Raw genomic sequence first — 17750 nt, 5'->3', positions numbered from 1 at the left:
GTTATCTTAAATGGCTAAAACCAATTAACCCTTGAAGAAAATTATTTATCCTTAGTACGGAAGATTTCATTGCAAACAATGTCACCACTCTATCCTTGAGTCACCATCCTTGATGCCGTACAGCTATAGTCTCAAATTAACCTTAGTAGCATAAGACGCAAAAAGCGCTTTGTGGTGTAAGCTTATGCTTACAAAATTAACAACCTTATCCTGTTATCTCCCCCTCTTGTGTGCTTTATTGTTGCTAAGCGCGCCTCATACCCAGAGTTAATAAGAGGTAAGCGCCAATAAGATATGTAAGCTATCTGGACTTTTCTACGGCTCATCTTTATGCTTTGTTTTTTTGGGCGCAAACAATAGCTGGGGTTATCTATTATATTTATCCATCAAAATAACAAAGCCGCAAAAACAACAAAGCCGCACAACTTTCGTTATGCGGCTTTCGCTGGTTGTCATCCTGACAGTCTGTTATTGACTACCCCATCCTAGAATAGTTAATAATAGCGAGCTTCCTGCTCTATTTACGTCATTTACTCTTAACTTAATATCACATCCTGTGATTATCTCGTCTCAAGTTGGGTTTCCCTACTTAACTTATAAAGCTTGAAATAAATTTCTCGTCTTTACTTGTTAACCTTCATCCTTAATACGGTAGCGGTTAAGCACTCAATCCTTTGAGTCATCATCCTTGATGCCGTGAAGCTATAGTCTCAAATTACGTAGGTAAGTGTAAGTCGCCAAAGCGTCATGTGTTGTAAGCATATGCTTACATCGGTATTTAAAGGTCTGCGTCAACATAATTGTCAGCTAAAGTCACAATAGAAACCAAAACCTCATAAGAAGCCACTGATGATAGACACAGTTGATACACAGCATAGCTCACTAAAGCGCATAATGATTGAGCAGGTTAAGACAAGACTTACCTTAACCTAGTGACTTTTAGGACTTTTGAATAGTGGCTTTTAAATAATAGTGGCTTTTGAATAATAGTGGCTTTTGAATAATAGTGGCTTTTGAATATAGCCAAAATATGAAGTAAAAGTCATCGCATATTTTTTACCCATAATAACTCATTAATAACTTATTAATAAAAACAAGGAACGATCATGAATAAAGATACCTTTAAAGGCGAATGGAAGCAGCTAAAAGGCAATATCAAACAACAGTGGGCCGAACTGACTGACGATGATTTGACCCATGCTGAAGGCAGCTTTGACAAATTAGTAGGTAGAATCCAGGAGCGTTATAGTGACACTAAAGAAAAAGTTGAGCAGCAAGTACATGACTGGCGTACTAAGCACGACGTCTAAGTCATGGTTATTGACTCATTAATTTTACCAGTTAGCATTTTATTAATTAATCATTTCATCAATTAATAATCATCAATTAATAAAGGGGGCTATCTGCCTCCCAGCAAGCTGTATGATCGCCATGAATGAGAAAAAATGATCTATTTTAGGTCGTTTTTTCTGTTGAAAGTGGACTGCTTACGGCACTCAATGAGCTTTAAGCTGAGCATACATATAGGTCAAAAACAACAAAGCCGCATAACTTTCGCTATGCGGCTTTTCTTGTTGTCATCCTGACAGTCTATTGTTACCTGCTCCATCCTAGATTAGGTCACGCCAGTGAGCATCCTGCTCTGATCATTCCTTTCCTTTTTATCCTTAATTCTTACATCCTATGAGAATAAAGTAAAAAGTATGTATCCTTACCAAACCCATGACACAGTATCAATCTAGACACTCTGTTCATAGATGCTAATTAGAAAATTTAACCGAAGTCAAATTTTGTTCTTAGCGATTTATCCATAATACGGTAGCGGTTAAGCACTCAATCCTTTGAGTCATCATCCTTGATGCCGTGAAGCTATAATCTCAAATAAGCGCTGTGCGCGTAAGTCGCCAAAGCGTCATGTGATGTAAGCATATGCTTACAAAGCCTTATTTTTTGAGTAAGACACGATTAAAAAAAATTGGTTAGCCCTTTTATTTAGGGCGTTAAGCACCCTAACTTGTGGTTAGCGGCACAAAAACTTGATGACTCATTTTTTAAAAATATAAGTCGAATAAATTAAATCTTCCTTAATACAGTGCTAAAAATACAGTGCCAAACCGAAAAAAGGCCCTAGTATTTTTAAATACTAGGGCCTTGAGACGTCATTATTCTTGATTAGTGACTACTTGGCGCTGCGTAGCTCATCGAACTTTTGCAGCTTACGGGCATCAAGCATCAGCTTGGCCGCTTCAATCACGTATGCCTCTTCTTCTGGTAGCTTAGGACGCTCATCATTTTTTAGACGACTGCGCTCTTCGAACATGGCTTCGACAGCAGCTTGATACTCAGTCCAGCTGGCATAAGGCTTTTGACCGGTGGCCTTACGACGTGCGTTTTCTGCATCTAAAGTTTTTTGCTCAATCTGTTTTTGATGCGCGCGGCGCTCAGTGATATTTAGCTTAACCGCATTTTTGTCATCTTCCATATTGCGTAATTTATTTAGCGTATCTAGATAAACAAACTGCGGATTGGTGGTTTGACGAATCTTCGACTGCTGATTTAAGGTCGCTAACGTCTTACTGCTAAATTTGCCTTCAGGCTTATAAGGCGAGGTCTTGATGGTATCCCAAGCCATGGCATTTTTTTGGTCGCGCTCACTAAATTCAGCACCTTCATAGATATTGACTAAAGACACATCAGGCACTACCCCTTTATTCTGGGTACTACCGCCTGTAATGCGATAAAACTTACGCTGAGTCAACGTGGCTGAGCCTAAGGCCAGACTATCTAACTGAATCTGAGCTGAGCCCTTACCGGTGGTGGTACTACCCACTACTAAGCCGCGGCCATAGTCTTGAATGGCAGCGGCGAAAATCTCAGAGGCAGAGGCTGATGCCATATTGGTAATGACCACCATATCGCCTGAATACAGCTGCTTACCACCATCTTCGTCTTGATAGACTTGCACGTTACCCTGGTTGTCACGAATCTGAACCAGCGGCCCTTCTTTAATAAATAATCCCAGCATTTTAGCCACTTCATCTAAGGAGCCGCCAGGGTTATTGCGTAGATCGACCACCAGGCCGTCAATGTTTTCTTTATTAAGCTTCTCAAGCTCTTTTTGAGTGTCGATACTCACGCTGCGGTAGTTTTGACCACTGCGGCGGGCTTGATAGTTTAGATAGAAGCTTGGTATTTCAAGCACACCGATGCGTTTTTCTTCCGTGCTGCCTTCAGGTTTTACCGTAATCACCCGATGAGTCACGCCCGCATCTTCTTGCTCAATCACATCACGGGTGATGACAATGGTACGTGCTGAGGCGTCAGGACTATTGGGCTGCTTAACTTTGATGGTCACATCTGTGCCACGTTTGCCGCGGATTAAGGCCACCACTTCACGAGTTGACCAACCCACCACATCTTGCATATTCTCGCCATCTTTGGCCACAGCCATGATCAAATCATTGGGCTGCACTTTGCCTGATTTGGCAGCGGGTCCACCATCAACCAGGGTCACAATCTGGGTATAATCTGGGTTTTTACGATAAGGGCGAATAGACACGCCAATACCTTCTAATTGAAAGTTGGACTGCACTTGCATCTCGACCGATTGCACAGGGGCATAATAGTTGCTGTGCGGATCATAAGTTAAGGTGGCTGTATTTAGCACCGACTCCATGATCTCATCGCTCTTAATGCGCTGTAGCTGCTCTTGCTGACGATGCAAACGATTTAACAAAATCTCTTGTGGGCTTCTGTCCTCTCCTAAGATTAAGTCGTTACCTTTGGTCAGCTCAGGGTTTTTGGTATACAGCTCATCACGAGCCTTGTCTTCTTCTTGACCCAAAGTTAGATTGATAATCTGCAAAGTTAATTGACGGCCCCAATAGCCTTGTTGCTCTGAAGCACTCTTAAAGCGGGGTTCTTTTTCACGGTCAAGCACCACAGAATCATTGCGATTAAGATTGACAGGCTTACTTAAGAACTTATCGGCGAAGTTATAGTACTCATTTGATCGCTGGGTATAACGATTAAAAATTGCCTGTACTGCGCTGAGATCGCCCTGCTTTAATCTATCGGCAAAAGTTGCACCGTATTTGGTGGTTAATTCATTAATATCTGATTGCAAAAATAGAGTATGATTGGGATCCAAACGGTCAAAATACATATCCAACACTTTACGGCCCATCGCCTCATCAAAGCGCTTATTGGAATAATGCGCTCTGTCTAATAAAGCGGCTACTTGGCGTGTGGTAAGCTTTTGCTCAGGTGTGGCAACAAAGGCGCTTTTATCCGCAGCCACAGCAGAGCTATAGCTGTGTGATAACACCACACCGGCCATACCAATGGCGGCGGCACTTAACACCAGCTGGGTTGGTTGAAATCTCATCAATTACTCTCTCTTATTCTTGTTACATTATGGATATAATGCCTTGATATTAGCATAACAAACTGCCCTTGAGTGTCTAAAACTGTATAAGCATTCTTACCTAATTTTATTACTGACGGTTTTGAAGCTCAAATGACGCCGGCAGTTGTTGGATATTGCTGTAATAATATGCCTAGGGTAATAATAACCAATTCATTTTTTATTTGAAATAAATTCTAAGGGGAGGCTTTATGTATGGGCCATTAATGATAGATGTGGCAGGCACCGAACTGACTGCCGAAGATCGCGACGTCCTAAGCTGTGAGCAGGTGGGGGGTGTTATTTTATTTGCCCGTAATGTCGAGACCCCCGAGCAAGTACGGCGGTTGTGTGATGAGATTCATCAACAGCAGCCCGATATCATCATCGGTGTCGATCAAGAAGGCGGACGGGTGGCAAGACTGCGTCAAGGCTTTACCCCGCTACCAGCAATGGGGAAACTGGGTGATTTATTTGATTCAGACCCTTGTGGGGCGCTTAGCTTGGCTTACGACTGCGGCTATCTTATGGCCGCAGAGGTCATGGCGGTGGGCATTGACATAAGCTTTGCGCCCGTGCTTGATATCAATGGGGTCAGTCAAGTTATCGGCGATCGCAGCTTTCATGCGCGCACCGAAGCCATCGTGGCGCTTTCTTCTCAGTTTATGCGAGGTATGAAAGCTGCAGGCATGGCAACCACAGGCAAGCACTTTCCAGGTCATGGTTCTATTGCCCCTGATTCACATGTGGCAGATGTCATTGACCATCGCAGCTTTGAGCAGATTAAAGCGGTAGACCTGCAGCCCTTTATTCAGTGTCAGCCTTGGCTTGATGCCCTTATGCCCGCCCATGTTATCTTCTCTCAAGTAGATGATAAGCCGGCAGGATTCTCCAAAGTATGGCTACAAGACATTGCCCGAGAGCAATTGGGCTTCAATGGGGTGTTATTCTCAGATGACTTATCTATGAAAGCGGCACACGTGGCCGGTGATGTCAGTGCTCGAGTTACCGCAGCTTTAGAAGCTGGCTGCGACATGGCCTTAGTGTGTAATGATAGAGAGGCGGCGCTGCAAGCCATACAGACCGCAGCCCAGTTGCCCAAGCCCAATCAAACCCGGCTTGAAGCGATGCGTAGTCAGCTGCCTACTTGGCAAGGCTCACTAGAGGCCACTTGTGCTCAATTTGATTATTGGGCAGTGGCGAAACAAAATATTACGCAGGCTTTTTTTAACGAACCATTAGTGGCTGCGAAAGCAACCGATCCCACTGATTATAAGCGCTAAAGCCTTTAAAACTGATAACTGTATAACAGACAACCCATAAAAAAGACCGCCTCTAAAGGCGGTCTTTTTGTGTCAGCTGCTTGACCAACCACAGCAAGCAATACTGACGATACATTATTTATGGCTACTTATTTTATAGCGCTTAAAGCTAACCACTTACTGATTACTGAGCAGTGTCAGCTTGTGGCTCAGTTGTGGCCTCAGCAGTAGGTGCTTTGATATCTGCACTGTCTGATGGTGTTACAGTAATCGGTGTATCCATACCCGCTACACTTTCATCATATACCGTAAACTCGATACGACGGTTGCGGAATTTACCGTTTTCTGTTTCGTTAGTGGCCATAGGATCTGTTTCACCCATACCTTTGGTCATTAGCTTAGCAGCATCGGCACCTTTAGATACCAAGTAGGCTTTTACCGCTTCTGCACGGCGCTGAGATAGATCTTTGTTATAAGCATCATCACCATCGCTGTCAGTATGACCTAAGATTAGCAGCTGCATATCAGGTACTTGCTTCATAACTTCTACCGCACGATCTAGTACCGCTTGGTTTTCAGCTGGGATGTCTGTTTTATCTACTGCAAAGTTAATAACTTGTAAGCTTAGTGCACGAGCCACATCTTTTGGATCTGGATTTTCACCTAGGTTATCCATAGCTGTCGTGGCATCTGCGATACTTTGTTTCACTTCAGCATCAAAGTCTACAGGACCGGTTGCAACGACATTAAGCTCCGGAGCAGCGGCTTTAATATCAGCCACTAGCTTGTCTAGCTGAGCTTGATCTGGCGCATCAATACGCACATCATTGCCTTCGATAATCACGTTAGCATTAGGTGTATTTTTGATGAGAGGTAAAATAGCAGCTAAGTGCGGTGCCGCTGGCATGTCAGTGGCAAAGCCATCATCGATGTCTGCGCGGCAGTTATCACCACCTGTGCCAAACACATCTTTTACAGCCGTCATTACTGTGTTGCTTAACTCTTCATTACCTGCATTGATACGACAAGCGAATAACTCATTGCCTTCGCCAGTAGCAAGACTTAACACTGCAGGTGCTAGCGCGGTATTACCGGTAACTGCAGGTTCAGCAGGCTGCTGTACCGTTTGCTCTGGTGTAGCCACAGGTGCAGGATCTTTTTGGCAACCTTTTAATAGTGCCCACGCTAGCGCCGCTAGGATAATTAAACCAATAATAGGCAATAATGCTTTTAAGAAGCCGCCACTTTCTTTTTCTTCACGTACCAAAGGCTCAGTACTGGTGGTATCAGAAATACGATGGCCAGCAGGTGTCGCTGTGGTATTGGTTGTGGTGGCATGAGCGGCATGAGCACCGGCTGCACTAGCGCCTAGGCCTAGTAGACCGGCAGGCAGAACGCTGGTTGCCCAAGTAGGGATATGATTACGATATGACTCTAGGTTATCACGTAAAAACTGAGGAATAGGTACACTACCGGCTAAGCTTTTGATTTCATTAAAAGCCAAAGGCGCTGCTGAAGCTATCAGGCCCTTTACTGAAATGGTATCTACGTTATTATGAGCCGCTAATTCTTCAGCAATGTGATTTTTTTGGCCTTCATCAGTCCATAGACGATCGAACAGACCTAAGTCATCACGATGAATCTCTTGTGAGCCTACACGAGTAAAGCTCTCCTGATCGGCTAGTTTAGCGATGAATAAAGCGTAAAACTGCTTTAATAAGCTTTCGTTTTGTGGGTTATGATTGTCAGCCAGAACAGCTGGGGTAACGGTACGAGCCAAGTGACCAATAATATCCATGAGTAACTTTCCTAAAAAATTAAAAAATATTGGGTAAACAGCAGTTAAAGGGAGCAGATTAATTGTTATTAACTTAACGTCTAATGAACGCCTAAAGCCGAGGTTGTTTATAGTTATTACGACCAATTAAACCCTATTGATGTATTTAACTAAAGCGCTGTTTACCAAACTTGCATACTACAATACGCTATCTTTTTTCAAATTCCGTTATAGTAAAGTAAAGTCTAAGTTAAGGCTTGTTACAGAAACGTGAAATGGTGACAAACTGATAATAAATGAACCTAGAATCTCACACTAAAACTGGTGTAAATAACAACTACCCTCTTAGATAAAAAATATCCTAGCCCAATGATGAGTTGATATAACCCTATAGCACCATCAATTTGGCTTATATCGCTGCATATATCATATATCATAGGACATCTCATTTTAGTAAGGACATCTTTTGAACAGTTTACTTAGTAGCCATACCACCTTGATTATTATCATCACCGTTATTGTCAGCTTATTGGCCTGGCAAAACAAAGAGATGATGAGCAAGCTTATTTTTTATCCACCTGCGGTGAATAAAGGCGAATGGTATCGCTTTATTACCCACGGCTTCGTTCATGCTGACAGTACTCACCTACTGTTTAACATGTTTACCTTATATTTCTTTGGCCGCGCAGTAGAACGCTTTTTTAATCAATTTTTAGGCGGTTTTGGGTTTGTTGCTGTGTATTTAGGCGCCATTATCGTGGCCATGATACCCAGCTATTTGCAGCACAAAAATGATCCACGCTATCGCAGTCTTGGCGCTTCGGGCGGGGTATCGGCCATTTTATTCTCCTTCATATTAATGGCACCTTGGAGCATGCTGTATTTGTTTGCTATTGTGCCCATCCCAGCCATCGTATTTGCCATCGCTTATGTTGGCTATAGCATTTATGCCAACAACAAGGGCAACTCAAACATCAATCATCTGGCTCATTTATGGGGCGGTGCCTTTGGTGTGGTGGCCACCATTTTATTATCGCCCAGTGTTTTGGGTCACTTCTTTAATGCCTTGATGCATCCAAGTTTTTAGCAGTGCCTAATGACACCGTGACTCACAATCAAGTATCTAAGTTAGTGACGTCCAAAAAAAAGTTAGTGACGTCCAAAAAAAAAGGAGCGCTTAGCGCTCCTTTTTTGTGGACAATGGGTGTGTTTATTAATTTAGCGTTTGACTCGGCGACTTAAAAGCGTGATGTGACCAGCTTACTTTTTGCGATAAGCATCTTTCAGACCCAGAATGATCAAATCAATCGCTTCGTTATTGCCGTCACGAGCAGCTCGGCGCATTAAAGAAGATGGCGCATGCACTAACGTCTGAGTAAGACGGCGGGTCAACTCTGTCATGACCTCCTCTGCAGTCGCCTCTGAGGTTCTCAGCTCATGCAATGCTTCATTTAATACAGCTTCGGCCTTTTGTGCAGCAAGGGCACGGTAATCATGGATATCTTGACCTACTTTGCGTACTTGGAAACGGCGCTCAATCTCAACCACCAAGTGACTAACCAAAAGCTCTGCCTCTACCGCCGCCTGACGACGCTTCTCTAGGTTTCCGGCAATCACATGTTGCAAGTCATCAATAGAATACAAGTACACATCATCAAGCTTACCTACGCTTGAATCGATGTCTCTAGGCACTGCTAAATCTACCATGAGCATGGGTTTATAGCGGCGTTTTTTTAATGCGCGGCGAGTCATGGCCTTGTCAATGAGCATGTCCATACTGCCGCTACAGCTGCTCACGATATCGGCTTGATACAACAAAGAGTCCAGCTCTGTGAGCGGGTGCACTTCAATCTGTATACCCAAATGCGCAAGCTCTTGCGCCAGAAGATTGGCACGCTCCGGCGTACGGTTACAGATTAAGATACGTTTAACCCCAAGCCCAGCGATATTCTGTGCCACCAAGCGGTTCATTTCACCTGCGGCAATCAATAAAAAGGTGGTTTCTTCCGGACGATCAAAAATTTGGGTGACAAGCTTAGAGGCCGCGTAGCCCAAGGAGATGGCCTGAGTACCCACATCCGTCTCATTTCGCACTCTTTTTGCCGCAGCGAATATTTGCTCCACGACCCAGTTTAGCTGATTGGTCAAAAAACCTTGTTCTTTGGCCTGGTTGACCGATCGTTTGATCTGACCGAAGATTTGTGGCTCCCCTAAAATCATAGAGTCCAGACCGGCTGCTACGCGCAGCATATGGGTGAGCGCTTGACCATCGACGTAGTCATATAAATAAGGGCGGGTCTCTTCAAGAGGTACTTGCTTAAAGTCTGCCAGCCACGTGATCAGTTGCTCCGTTAAATCAACGGTGCTCACAGGCTCATCAGCCAGCGACAAATCGCTTTGCTTACTCAAGGCAGCATCAGCATTGGCAAGTAATTGGGTGCTGGGCGCTAAAGCATAAATCTCAGTACGGTTACACGTTGAGATGATCAAACTGCCTGCGGTGATTTGTTGCAATTGTGCTTGCGCCACCTGGATGTCGCCGCCCACAAATGCTAACCGTTCACGCAAGGCGACGGGGGCAGTTTTATGGTTCACACCGATGACAACAAGATTCATGTAAAATCTACCCATTAGTTAGAGATTAAGCCGTCAACATTCCGTGCAATTAGCCTTTGCTAACTGCATACCATGAATGGGCATTCACTGTGATACCTGTACGGACAGACACGCACCCATTTATCACCGCTTAATAAATGCGGTAGTATAACAGATGCTCTAAACCGGTAATTATAGCATTGAATGCCTATTCAATCACGGTCTGTACAGTTTATCCTATACAGCCGGCTGATTAATAATGACCCCTAGCGGAATAAACGTAAAATAAACGTTAAATATCAACACGCTTCAATAAAAGCGTGAGCAATATATCCCCTCATCACCGTCAGCTTCGACTGGCTTAGGTTGCTTTCATTATGAGCGCACAAAATACTTTTCACCCCACTGTCTATCTTGGCACAGGGGGTTATAGCGATACAGATATGCTGGGTACGCTCTATCCACTTGGTACCAAAAAAACCGACTTTTTAAGCGAATATGCCAAGCACTACGGCGCGGTTGAGATTAACAGCAGCTTTTATGCTCCGCTCGGACAAAAGGCGTATGAGGGCATGCTGAGAAAATCGGAAGCTAAGATAAAATTTGCCATAAAACTGCATCAAGACTTTAGTCATACCCTAAAAGCCACGCCCGAGCATGCCGAGGCCTTTATTGAGGCAGTTCAGCCCTTAATTGAGGCCGACTGTTTAGCGCCTTTATTAATTCAGTTTCCACACGGCTTTGATCGTACCCGTGAGCACCGCCTGTATTTGGCCAAGCTTGCCGATTGGTTTCATGGCTATCCACTGGCTGTTGAGTTTCGTCATGCCAGCTGGCACATCGCTCAAGTAGAGCACAGCTTTCAAAAATTTGGGCTGATATGGTGCAGTGTCGACTACCCTCAAGTTAAGGGTCTGCCCAACTCTCGGCTGCTATTCACCCAAAGCACTGTGCAACACAACACAGCTAAGCGTATCGGCTATTTGAGGATGCATGGCAACAATCTCAACTGGTGGGATGCTATGTCAGCCAGTGAGCGTCATGATTATCGCTATACGCCTCAAGAGATGCAAAACTGGGCTCAAGCCATTGCCAATCAGCGCCAGCACTTCGATGAGTTGTACGTGTTTTTTCAAAACTCCACCAATGCCCATGCTTATTATAATATCGCCATGTTACGTGAAGCATTACAAGCCTTGCAGTTTCAAGTGCTATAAGCGCTATCAGTGCTGAAAGTGCTGCTGTTATAAAAAAAGGATACCCGAGGGCATCCTTTTTTATTGAGTCTAACACTGAAACATTGAGAGTAAATAACTTATTCTTCAACGCCTGCGTCTTGACCTTTGTACTTAGCGTTTGCGTAATCCCAGTTAACCAACTTCTCTAGGAAAGTGTCAACATAGTCAGGACGACGGTTACGGTAATCGATGTAGTAAGCATGTTCCCATACGTCACAAGTTAGAACCGCTACTTTACCGTGTGCTAGTGGTGTATCAGCGTTGGCAGTTTTCATGATAGACAGTTTACCGCCTACAGAATCTGCTACCAACCACGCCCAACCTGAACCGAACTGTGAAGTGGCTGCGTTTTTGAATTCTTCACGGAACTTGTCGTATGAACCGAAATCTTCTTCGATTTTTGCTTTTAGATCACCAGTAGGTTCGCCGCCACCATTATCTGGAGTCATGCAGTTCCAGTAAAAAGTATGGTTCCAAACTTGAGCAGCTTGGTTGAACATGCCTTGCTTGCTGTCATCTTTAGCAGTGGCAGTGATGATTTCGTCAAGCGCTTTGCCTTCAAGACCAGAACCTGGTAGCAATTCATTTAGCTTGTTGACATAAGCAGCATGGTGCTTGTCATGGTGAAATTCTAAAGTTTCAGCACTGATGTGTGGCTCAAGTGCGTCTTTTGCATAAGGAAGATCTGGTAGAGTAATGTTTGACATATTATATTATCCTTTGGCTGTGTTAACCCGGCTCTCACCTATCTTAAATAGGTAGGATGTTCATGCTAAAGCGCATATCCCATCAGCTCAGGCTAAGTGGCTTGTTGTTATTAAATTAAAAATTCTAAACCCGTAAGGCGTATGCATCTGCCTACTTTCGCGCTTACATTCACGCTCACAATAGTCACTTATAAAATAGTCACTTATAATAAGCAAATATATCAGCACTGCTAATAATACCGCCATTACGCATGCAAACTCAATTAGCAAAATTTAACTTGAGAACTAAACTTGCATGACTTCAATCATCGTCTTTGCTTTAAGTGGCTTTGCTGTGAGTTTGATCACTTACAGTGTAGTCACTTACCGTCACAGTTAACATAAGCTTTGTTAAGCTAATATTAAATACGACAGAAAGATTAGGATTGTTAAGTCTTGTCAGATAGTATAGCAAAGCTCAGCGTTTAACTCAGTTACTGATTGTTATGCCTCGTCGTTAAATTATTAATCACTATGATTAAAAAAATTAATCATTAATCTTATTATTGCCAGTTTTTTAATAAAAGGATAGACCTTATGACCGCGTCCCTCTCGTCTAGCTTGGCTCATGATAGCGCTACTCAGCACTGGGTTTTGGCCAGTAATAACCAAGGCAAGTTAAGTGAGTTTAAACGCCTGTTTGGGGCAGCCAAGCTCAATATAGATATTGTGCCTCAAGGCGAGCTTAATATCGAAGATGCGGTGGAAGATGGGTTAAGCTTTATAGAAAATGCGATTATTAAAGCGCGCCATGCCAGCCGTATTAGCGGCCTGCCTGCCATAGCGGATGATTCAGGTCTTTGTGTCCCTGTGCTTGGCAATGCGCCAGGCATTTATTCAGCACGCTACGCCGGCGAGCACGGCAACGATGCCAATAACAATGCCAAGTTGTTAGCAGATTTACTGCCGCTGCGTCATAAAAACCCAAATGCCCCTATCACAGCATATTTCGTCTGCGTGTTGGCCTTAGTGCGTCACGCCGATGACCCGTTACCTATTATTGCCCAAGGCCTGTGGCAAGGCGAGATACTTGAGGCGCCTCAAGGTGAGCATGGCTTTGGCTATGACCCGCTATTTTGGGTACCTGAGCTGAAATTGACTGCAGCACAAATGCCGGCCGAGCAAAAAAATGCCATCAGTCACCGAGGACGCGCCATGCAAAGCTTGCTACAACAGCTGTCCGCACAGTAGCGTTACACAGCTTATAATCGGCTTTAAAACTGAGTAATTTTTACTTTATTTTTACTTTGATAGGCTGATAGACTATACTGTTCTACTTTTATAATTTTATAGCGGTACCAGTTGTACCACGGCTACACCATAAGCTGTGCGTGCTTTGCTGCTATTGAGCCTTAAGTGTGTGCCCCTTGAGTCACCAAGGCCACCTCCTTCTAGATCAGATGGCTAGTGGGATGCGTGGTATTTACTCACAGATGAGTCACCACTTTTTGGCTATCTATTTATTAAAACCAGTTTTAGCGTTATATTCTTGGCAATTCTCATGCTCTATATATCAAATTGATTGATCTGATATAAAATGGGTATTGCTTATCATTAAAATCAAACGATTAACATACAGGGTTAATAACCATGGCAAAAGATCTACAAGTAACGACCAGCAAGGTCAATGACAACCAAACACAACTTACTGTAAAAGTGCCTGTTGAACAAATCCAAAACAAAGTGGAAGGCCGTATCCGCAATGTGGCAAAAACTGCCAAAATTGATGGTTTCCGTAAAGGTAAAGTGCCTGTGTCACACATCCGTGCCCAATATGGTGCTGGTATTCAGCAAGAAGTGATCAACGATGTGATCCGTGACACCGTATTTGAAGCTATTAAAGCTGAAGACGTGCGCGCTGTTGGCATGCCAAACATTGATGATGTAAAACTAGAAGATGAATTCTTAGTGTATCAAGCCACAGTTGAAATCTTCCCAGAAATCAAAGTTGAAGGCATGAGCGACATCGAAGTTGAGCGTCACACAGCGACCATCACTGATGAAGACGTTGACACCATGATTGAAAACCTTCGCAAACAGCGTCAAGAATTCGCTGAAAAAGAAGGCGCTGCTGATGAAGGCGATCAAGTTACTTTTGATTTCGAAGGTTCTATCGACGGCGAAAAATTTGAAGGCGGCTCAGCTGAAGACTTCAAACTTGTGTTAGGTAGCGGCCAAATGATTCCAGGCTTCGAAGACGGTATCAAAGGTCTTGCTGCTGGTGAAGAAAAAACCATCGACGTGACCTTCCCAGAAGACTACCAAGCTGAAAACTTAGCAGGTAAAGAAGCTCAGTTCAAAATCAACGTGAAAAAAGTTGAAGAAGCCAAACTGCCAGAAATCAACGACGAATTCTTAGAATTATTCGGCGTAAAAGAAGGCGGCGTAGAACAGCTTAAAACTGATGTTCGCAAAAACATGACGCGCGAAATCAAAAACGCTGCCCGTAACCAAGTCAAACAAGCGGCCTTTGATGCGCTACTTGAAAAGAACGAATTTGACGTACCAAGCGCTATGGTTGACCAAGAAGTTGACCGTCAACGTAACCTAATGATGCAGCGCTTTGCTCAGCAGTTCGGCGGCAATGCTAACAGCATCGACAAAGACATGTTGCCACGTGAGCTATTTGAAGAGCAAGCCGTCCGTGCGGCCCGTCTTGGCGTTCTAGTATCACGCGTTATCGAAGAAAATGATCTGAAAGTTGACCAAGAGCGTGTTGAGACTTTCATCAAAGAAACGGCTGAAAACTACGAAGATCCTCAAGAGGTTATCGAGTACTACACCAATGATGCACAGCAGCGCGCTAACATCGAGTCTGTAGTACTAGAAGACCAAGTGGTTGACTTCTTACTTGAGCAAGGCAAAGTCACTGACAAAGAAGTCGGTTACCAAGAGCTTCTAGCCTCTCAGCAACAAGGCATGATGTAATCATTCAAAAGTTGTTTTGGCGTTAGGCCTTAACTTTTGAAACCAAAAATGCCCCAGCTAAATTAGTTGGGGCATTTTTTATGGCCTGTCACATTAGTTATGGTCTATCACACTAGTTATGGCATGCCGCAATAACGGACGGTCAGTGCAGGCAACTCCCTTTCATCAGCCTCAGGCTTGCATGAGCTGACAAGATGAGCTTTATGATGCTTTATGACGCTATGTGATAAAGTGGGGGAACCCATTAGCCCATTAAAATTATGTATTAATCGGTCATCATCAAGTAAGATAACCAGGTTAATATAAGCTTGGTGCTTGATTTATCGCCAACCACCCCAAAATATAACTATATCAGACAGGCTCAAGCCGACATTCGGCGCTATAAAAGCCTGATTAACACAGCCGCTTACTTAGAATGATCATCAAAAAATTGTAAAATTGACCAATCCACAGGGAATATATATGACTCACCAAAACACCCAACAAGATATCGAACGTATTATCAACAACCCTCACTTTGATACATTAGTTGCTGCCCATGATGCGGTATTAAGAAACATGCGTGATGCGACGGTTAGCGTTCCGCAAGCAGCATTAGTGCCTATGGTTGTGGAGCAATCTGCCCGTGGTGAGCGCTCATTTGATATCTACTCGCGCCTACTTCGCGAACGGGTTATCTTTTTGACCGGTCAAGTTGAAGACAATATGGCTAACCTAATTGTGGCGCAGATGCTGTTTTTGGAAGCAGAAAATCCAGAAAAAGACATCCATTTATACATCAACTCACCCGGTGGTTCAGTGAGTGCGGGTCTGGCCATGTTCGATACCATGAACTTCATCAAGCCTGACGTATCAACCATTTGCATGGGCGGCGCTTACAGCATGGGCTCATTCTTATTGGCCGCTGGTCAAAAAGGCAAACGCTATGCCCTAGCCAACTCACGTGTGATGATTCACCAGCCCTCAGGTGGCGCACAAGGTCAGGCAACTGATATCGAGATTAATGCTCGTGAAATCCTAAAAATCCGTGACCGCCTAAACCGCATCTTAGCTGAGCGCACCGGCCAGCCACTAGAAAAAATCGAAAGAGATGTTGAGCGTGATTACTGGCTAGATGCTCAAGAAGCCAAAGCATACGGCTTAGTTGACGAAGTATTAGAGCGTCGCCCAGAAGAAGCCAAATAACCCCGTACCCCGTGTAAGCTCTGCTAATGATCAATATGGATGATTCGCAGAGCCGGAAGCAGCCAGATAAATGGCTGCCTAAACGGTTAAAATCGTATTAAATTTACCCCTCCTGCACCCACGTTGAGTGATGGTCCTATTATTAGGCTTATGGCATCCAAAGCTGGGTTTTGAGGGCGAAGCACTTATTAAGGAGCGCCAAGCATGGCAAAGGACAAAACACCACAGTGTTCATTTTGTGGTAAAAAGAAAGACGAAGTTGCCCAGCTAATTGCAGCGGATGACGCCAATATCTGTAATGAATGTGTGGCGCTATGCACAGACTTAATTGAAGAGGGCGACTTAAATACTGTCGACTCAGAAGACGGTGAAGTGAACACGTGGCTGACCAAAAAGCTGCCTACGCCAAAAGAGATTCGTGAACATCTAGATGGTTATGTGATCGGTCAAGAGACCGCCAAAAAGGCGTTATCAGTGGCCGTTTATAACCATTACAAACGCTTAAAAGTAGCCGCTAAATTGGCCGAAGATAAAAAGCAGGCCAAACTGGGCGCTGATGATGCCATGGTTGAGCTGTCAAAAAGTAACATCTTGTTGATTGGTCCTACCGGCTCAGGTAAAACCTTATTGGCGCAAACCCTAGCACGTATGCTGGATGTGCCGTTTGCGATGGCCGATGCCACCACCTTAACTGAAGCCGGTTATGTGGGTGAAGACGTTGAAAACATCGTACAAAAGCTGTTGCAAGCTGCTGATTATGATGTCGAAAAAGCGGAGCAAGGTATTATCTACGTCGATGAGATTGATAAAATCAGTAAAAAAGGCGAGAACATGTCTATCACCCGTGACGTATCGGGCGAAGGCGTGCAGCAAGCGCTACTCAAATTAATTGAGGGCACGGTTGCTGCCATTCCACCCCATGGTGGCCGCAAACATCCCAATCAAGAGCTTATCCAAGTTGATACCAGTAATATCTTAATTATTGTTGGCGGTGCTTTCTCAGGTCTTGATAAAGTCATTCAGCAGCGTACCGAGAAAACTGGCATTGGCTTTAATGCTGAAGTTAAGTCAAAAGATGATGGTAAGCAATTGTCTGAGCTGTTTAAGCAAGTAGAGCCTGAAGATCTGATTAAATTTGGTCTTATTCCAGAATTAATCGGCCGTCTACCAGTCATTGCAACGCTTGAAGAGCTCGATGAAGAAGCATTAATGCAGATTTTAACTGAGCCGAAAAACGCCATTGTTAAACAGTACCAGTACTTGTTTGAAATGGAAGATGCTGAGTTAAGCTTCACTGAAGCGGGACTAAAAGCCATTGCTCACAAAGCAATGGAGCGTAAAACAGGTGCCCGTGGTCTGCGCTCAATCGTAGAGAACGCACTGCTAGATACCATGTATGAGCTGCCTTCTATGAGCGATGCGAAGCAGGTTGTGGTCGATGAAGATGTTATCAATGAGGGCGCAGCCCCTAAGATTGCTTAATCAGCCCTTAAGCTGTAATAAGCCTTTATGACCGCTGTTATCTTAGCGTCCCTAGCTTTATCCAAAAAACGCTTGCCTTAATCGGTGAGCGTTTTTTTATTGCTATTTTCTTATGCCACTTGTTAATTGCCA

12 protein-coding genes are annotated in these 17750 nt (G+C 44.0%); 8 read left to right on the top strand and 4 right to left on the bottom strand.

Translation table 11 applies throughout. The features are described 5' to 3' along the window. The first annotated feature begins 1106 nt into the window (after positions 1–1106). Complete coding sequence (locus JMX92_RS05075; protein ID WP_201544312.1) at positions 1107–1310, top strand: CsbD family protein; 204 nt, start codon at positions 1107–1109, stop codon at positions 1308–1310. An 869-nt stretch (positions 1311–2179) separates the two neighbouring features. Here the strand turns inward: JMX92_RS05075 and JMX92_RS05070 are convergent. After that, the gene (locus tag JMX92_RS05070) at positions 2180–4387 is read right to left on the bottom strand and encodes a carboxy terminal-processing peptidase (RefSeq protein WP_201544308.1); all 2208 of its coding nucleotides are present in this window, start codon (positions 4385–4387) and stop codon (positions 2180–2182) included. A 230-nt stretch (positions 4388–4617) separates the two neighbouring features. Between JMX92_RS05070 and nagZ the strand changes: the two genes are divergently transcribed. After that, positions 4618–5688, top strand: coding sequence for a beta-N-acetylhexosaminidase (gene nagZ / locus JMX92_RS05065; protein WP_201544306.1), 1071 nt, complete (start codon positions 4618–4620; stop codon positions 5686–5688). A 163-nt stretch (positions 5689–5851) separates the two neighbouring features. Here the strand turns inward: nagZ and JMX92_RS05060 are convergent, their stop codons facing one another. Continuing rightward, on the bottom strand, positions 5852–7465 hold the full coding sequence (locus JMX92_RS05060) for an OmpA family protein (protein ID WP_201544304.1): 1614 nt from the start codon (positions 7463–7465) through the stop codon (positions 5852–5854). A gap of 445 nt (positions 7466–7910) precedes the next feature. On the opposite strand from JMX92_RS05060, the gene JMX92_RS05055 reads away from it, so the two are divergent. Next, a complete protein-coding gene (locus tag JMX92_RS05055; RefSeq protein ID WP_011959601.1) occupies positions 7911–8531 on the top strand; it encodes a rhomboid family intramembrane serine protease in 621 nt (206 codons plus the stop codon). Between the two features lie 173 nt (positions 8532–8704). On the opposite strand, the gene hemA is transcribed toward JMX92_RS05055, so the two are convergent. Then, positions 8705–10060: a glutamyl-tRNA reductase gene (hemA, locus tag JMX92_RS05050; protein ID WP_155586666.1), complete on the bottom strand. Its 1356-nt coding sequence runs from the start codon at positions 10058–10060 to the stop codon at positions 8705–8707. A gap of 356 nt (positions 10061–10416) precedes the next feature. Between hemA and JMX92_RS05045 the strand changes: the two genes are divergently transcribed. Next, entirely contained in the window at positions 10417–11256 is an 840-nt protein-coding gene (locus JMX92_RS05045; RefSeq protein ID WP_201544302.1) for a DUF72 domain-containing protein, read from the top strand. A 98-nt stretch (positions 11257–11354) separates the two neighbouring features. On the opposite strand, the gene JMX92_RS05040 is transcribed toward JMX92_RS05045, so the two are convergent. Beyond that, positions 11355–11984 carry a superoxide dismutase gene (locus JMX92_RS05040; RefSeq protein ID WP_011959598.1) on the bottom strand — a complete coding sequence of 210 codons (630 nt, stop codon included), beginning with the start codon at positions 11982–11984 and terminating at the stop codon, positions 11355–11357. A 576-nt stretch (positions 11985–12560) separates the two neighbouring features. Between JMX92_RS05040 and rdgB the strand changes: the two genes are divergently transcribed. From rdgB to clpX, 4 genes are all read left to right on the top strand, one after another. Continuing rightward, the gene (rdgB, locus tag JMX92_RS05035; RefSeq protein ID WP_201544300.1) at positions 12561–13214 is read left to right on the top strand and encodes an RdgB/HAM1 family non-canonical purine NTP pyrophosphatase; all 654 of its coding nucleotides are present in this window, start codon (positions 12561–12563) and stop codon (positions 13212–13214) included. A gap of 399 nt (positions 13215–13613) precedes the next feature. After that, positions 13614–14951: a trigger factor gene (gene tig / locus JMX92_RS05030; RefSeq protein ID WP_201544293.1), complete on the top strand. Its 1338-nt coding sequence runs from the start codon at positions 13614–13616 to the stop codon at positions 14949–14951. 462 nt (positions 14952–15413) lie between these two features. After that, entirely contained in the window at positions 15414–16136 is a 723-nt protein-coding gene (clpP, locus tag JMX92_RS05025; RefSeq protein WP_413786858.1) for an ATP-dependent Clp endopeptidase proteolytic subunit ClpP, read from the top strand. A 204-nt stretch (positions 16137–16340) separates the two neighbouring features. Further along, positions 16341–17618 carry an ATP-dependent protease ATP-binding subunit ClpX gene (gene clpX, locus JMX92_RS05020; protein ID WP_011959594.1) on the top strand — a complete coding sequence of 426 codons (1278 nt, stop codon included), beginning with the start codon at positions 16341–16343 and terminating at the stop codon, positions 17616–17618. Positions 17619–17750 lie beyond the last annotated feature (132 nt).

The sequence above is a fragment of the Psychrobacter sp. H7-1 genome (assembly GCF_904846585.1).
GTDB classification, from domain to species: Bacteria; Pseudomonadota; Gammaproteobacteria; order Pseudomonadales; family Moraxellaceae; genus Psychrobacter; species Psychrobacter raelei.
Note: the sequence above shows the minus strand (reverse complement) of the source record. Positions and strands in the feature narration are given on the sequence as shown.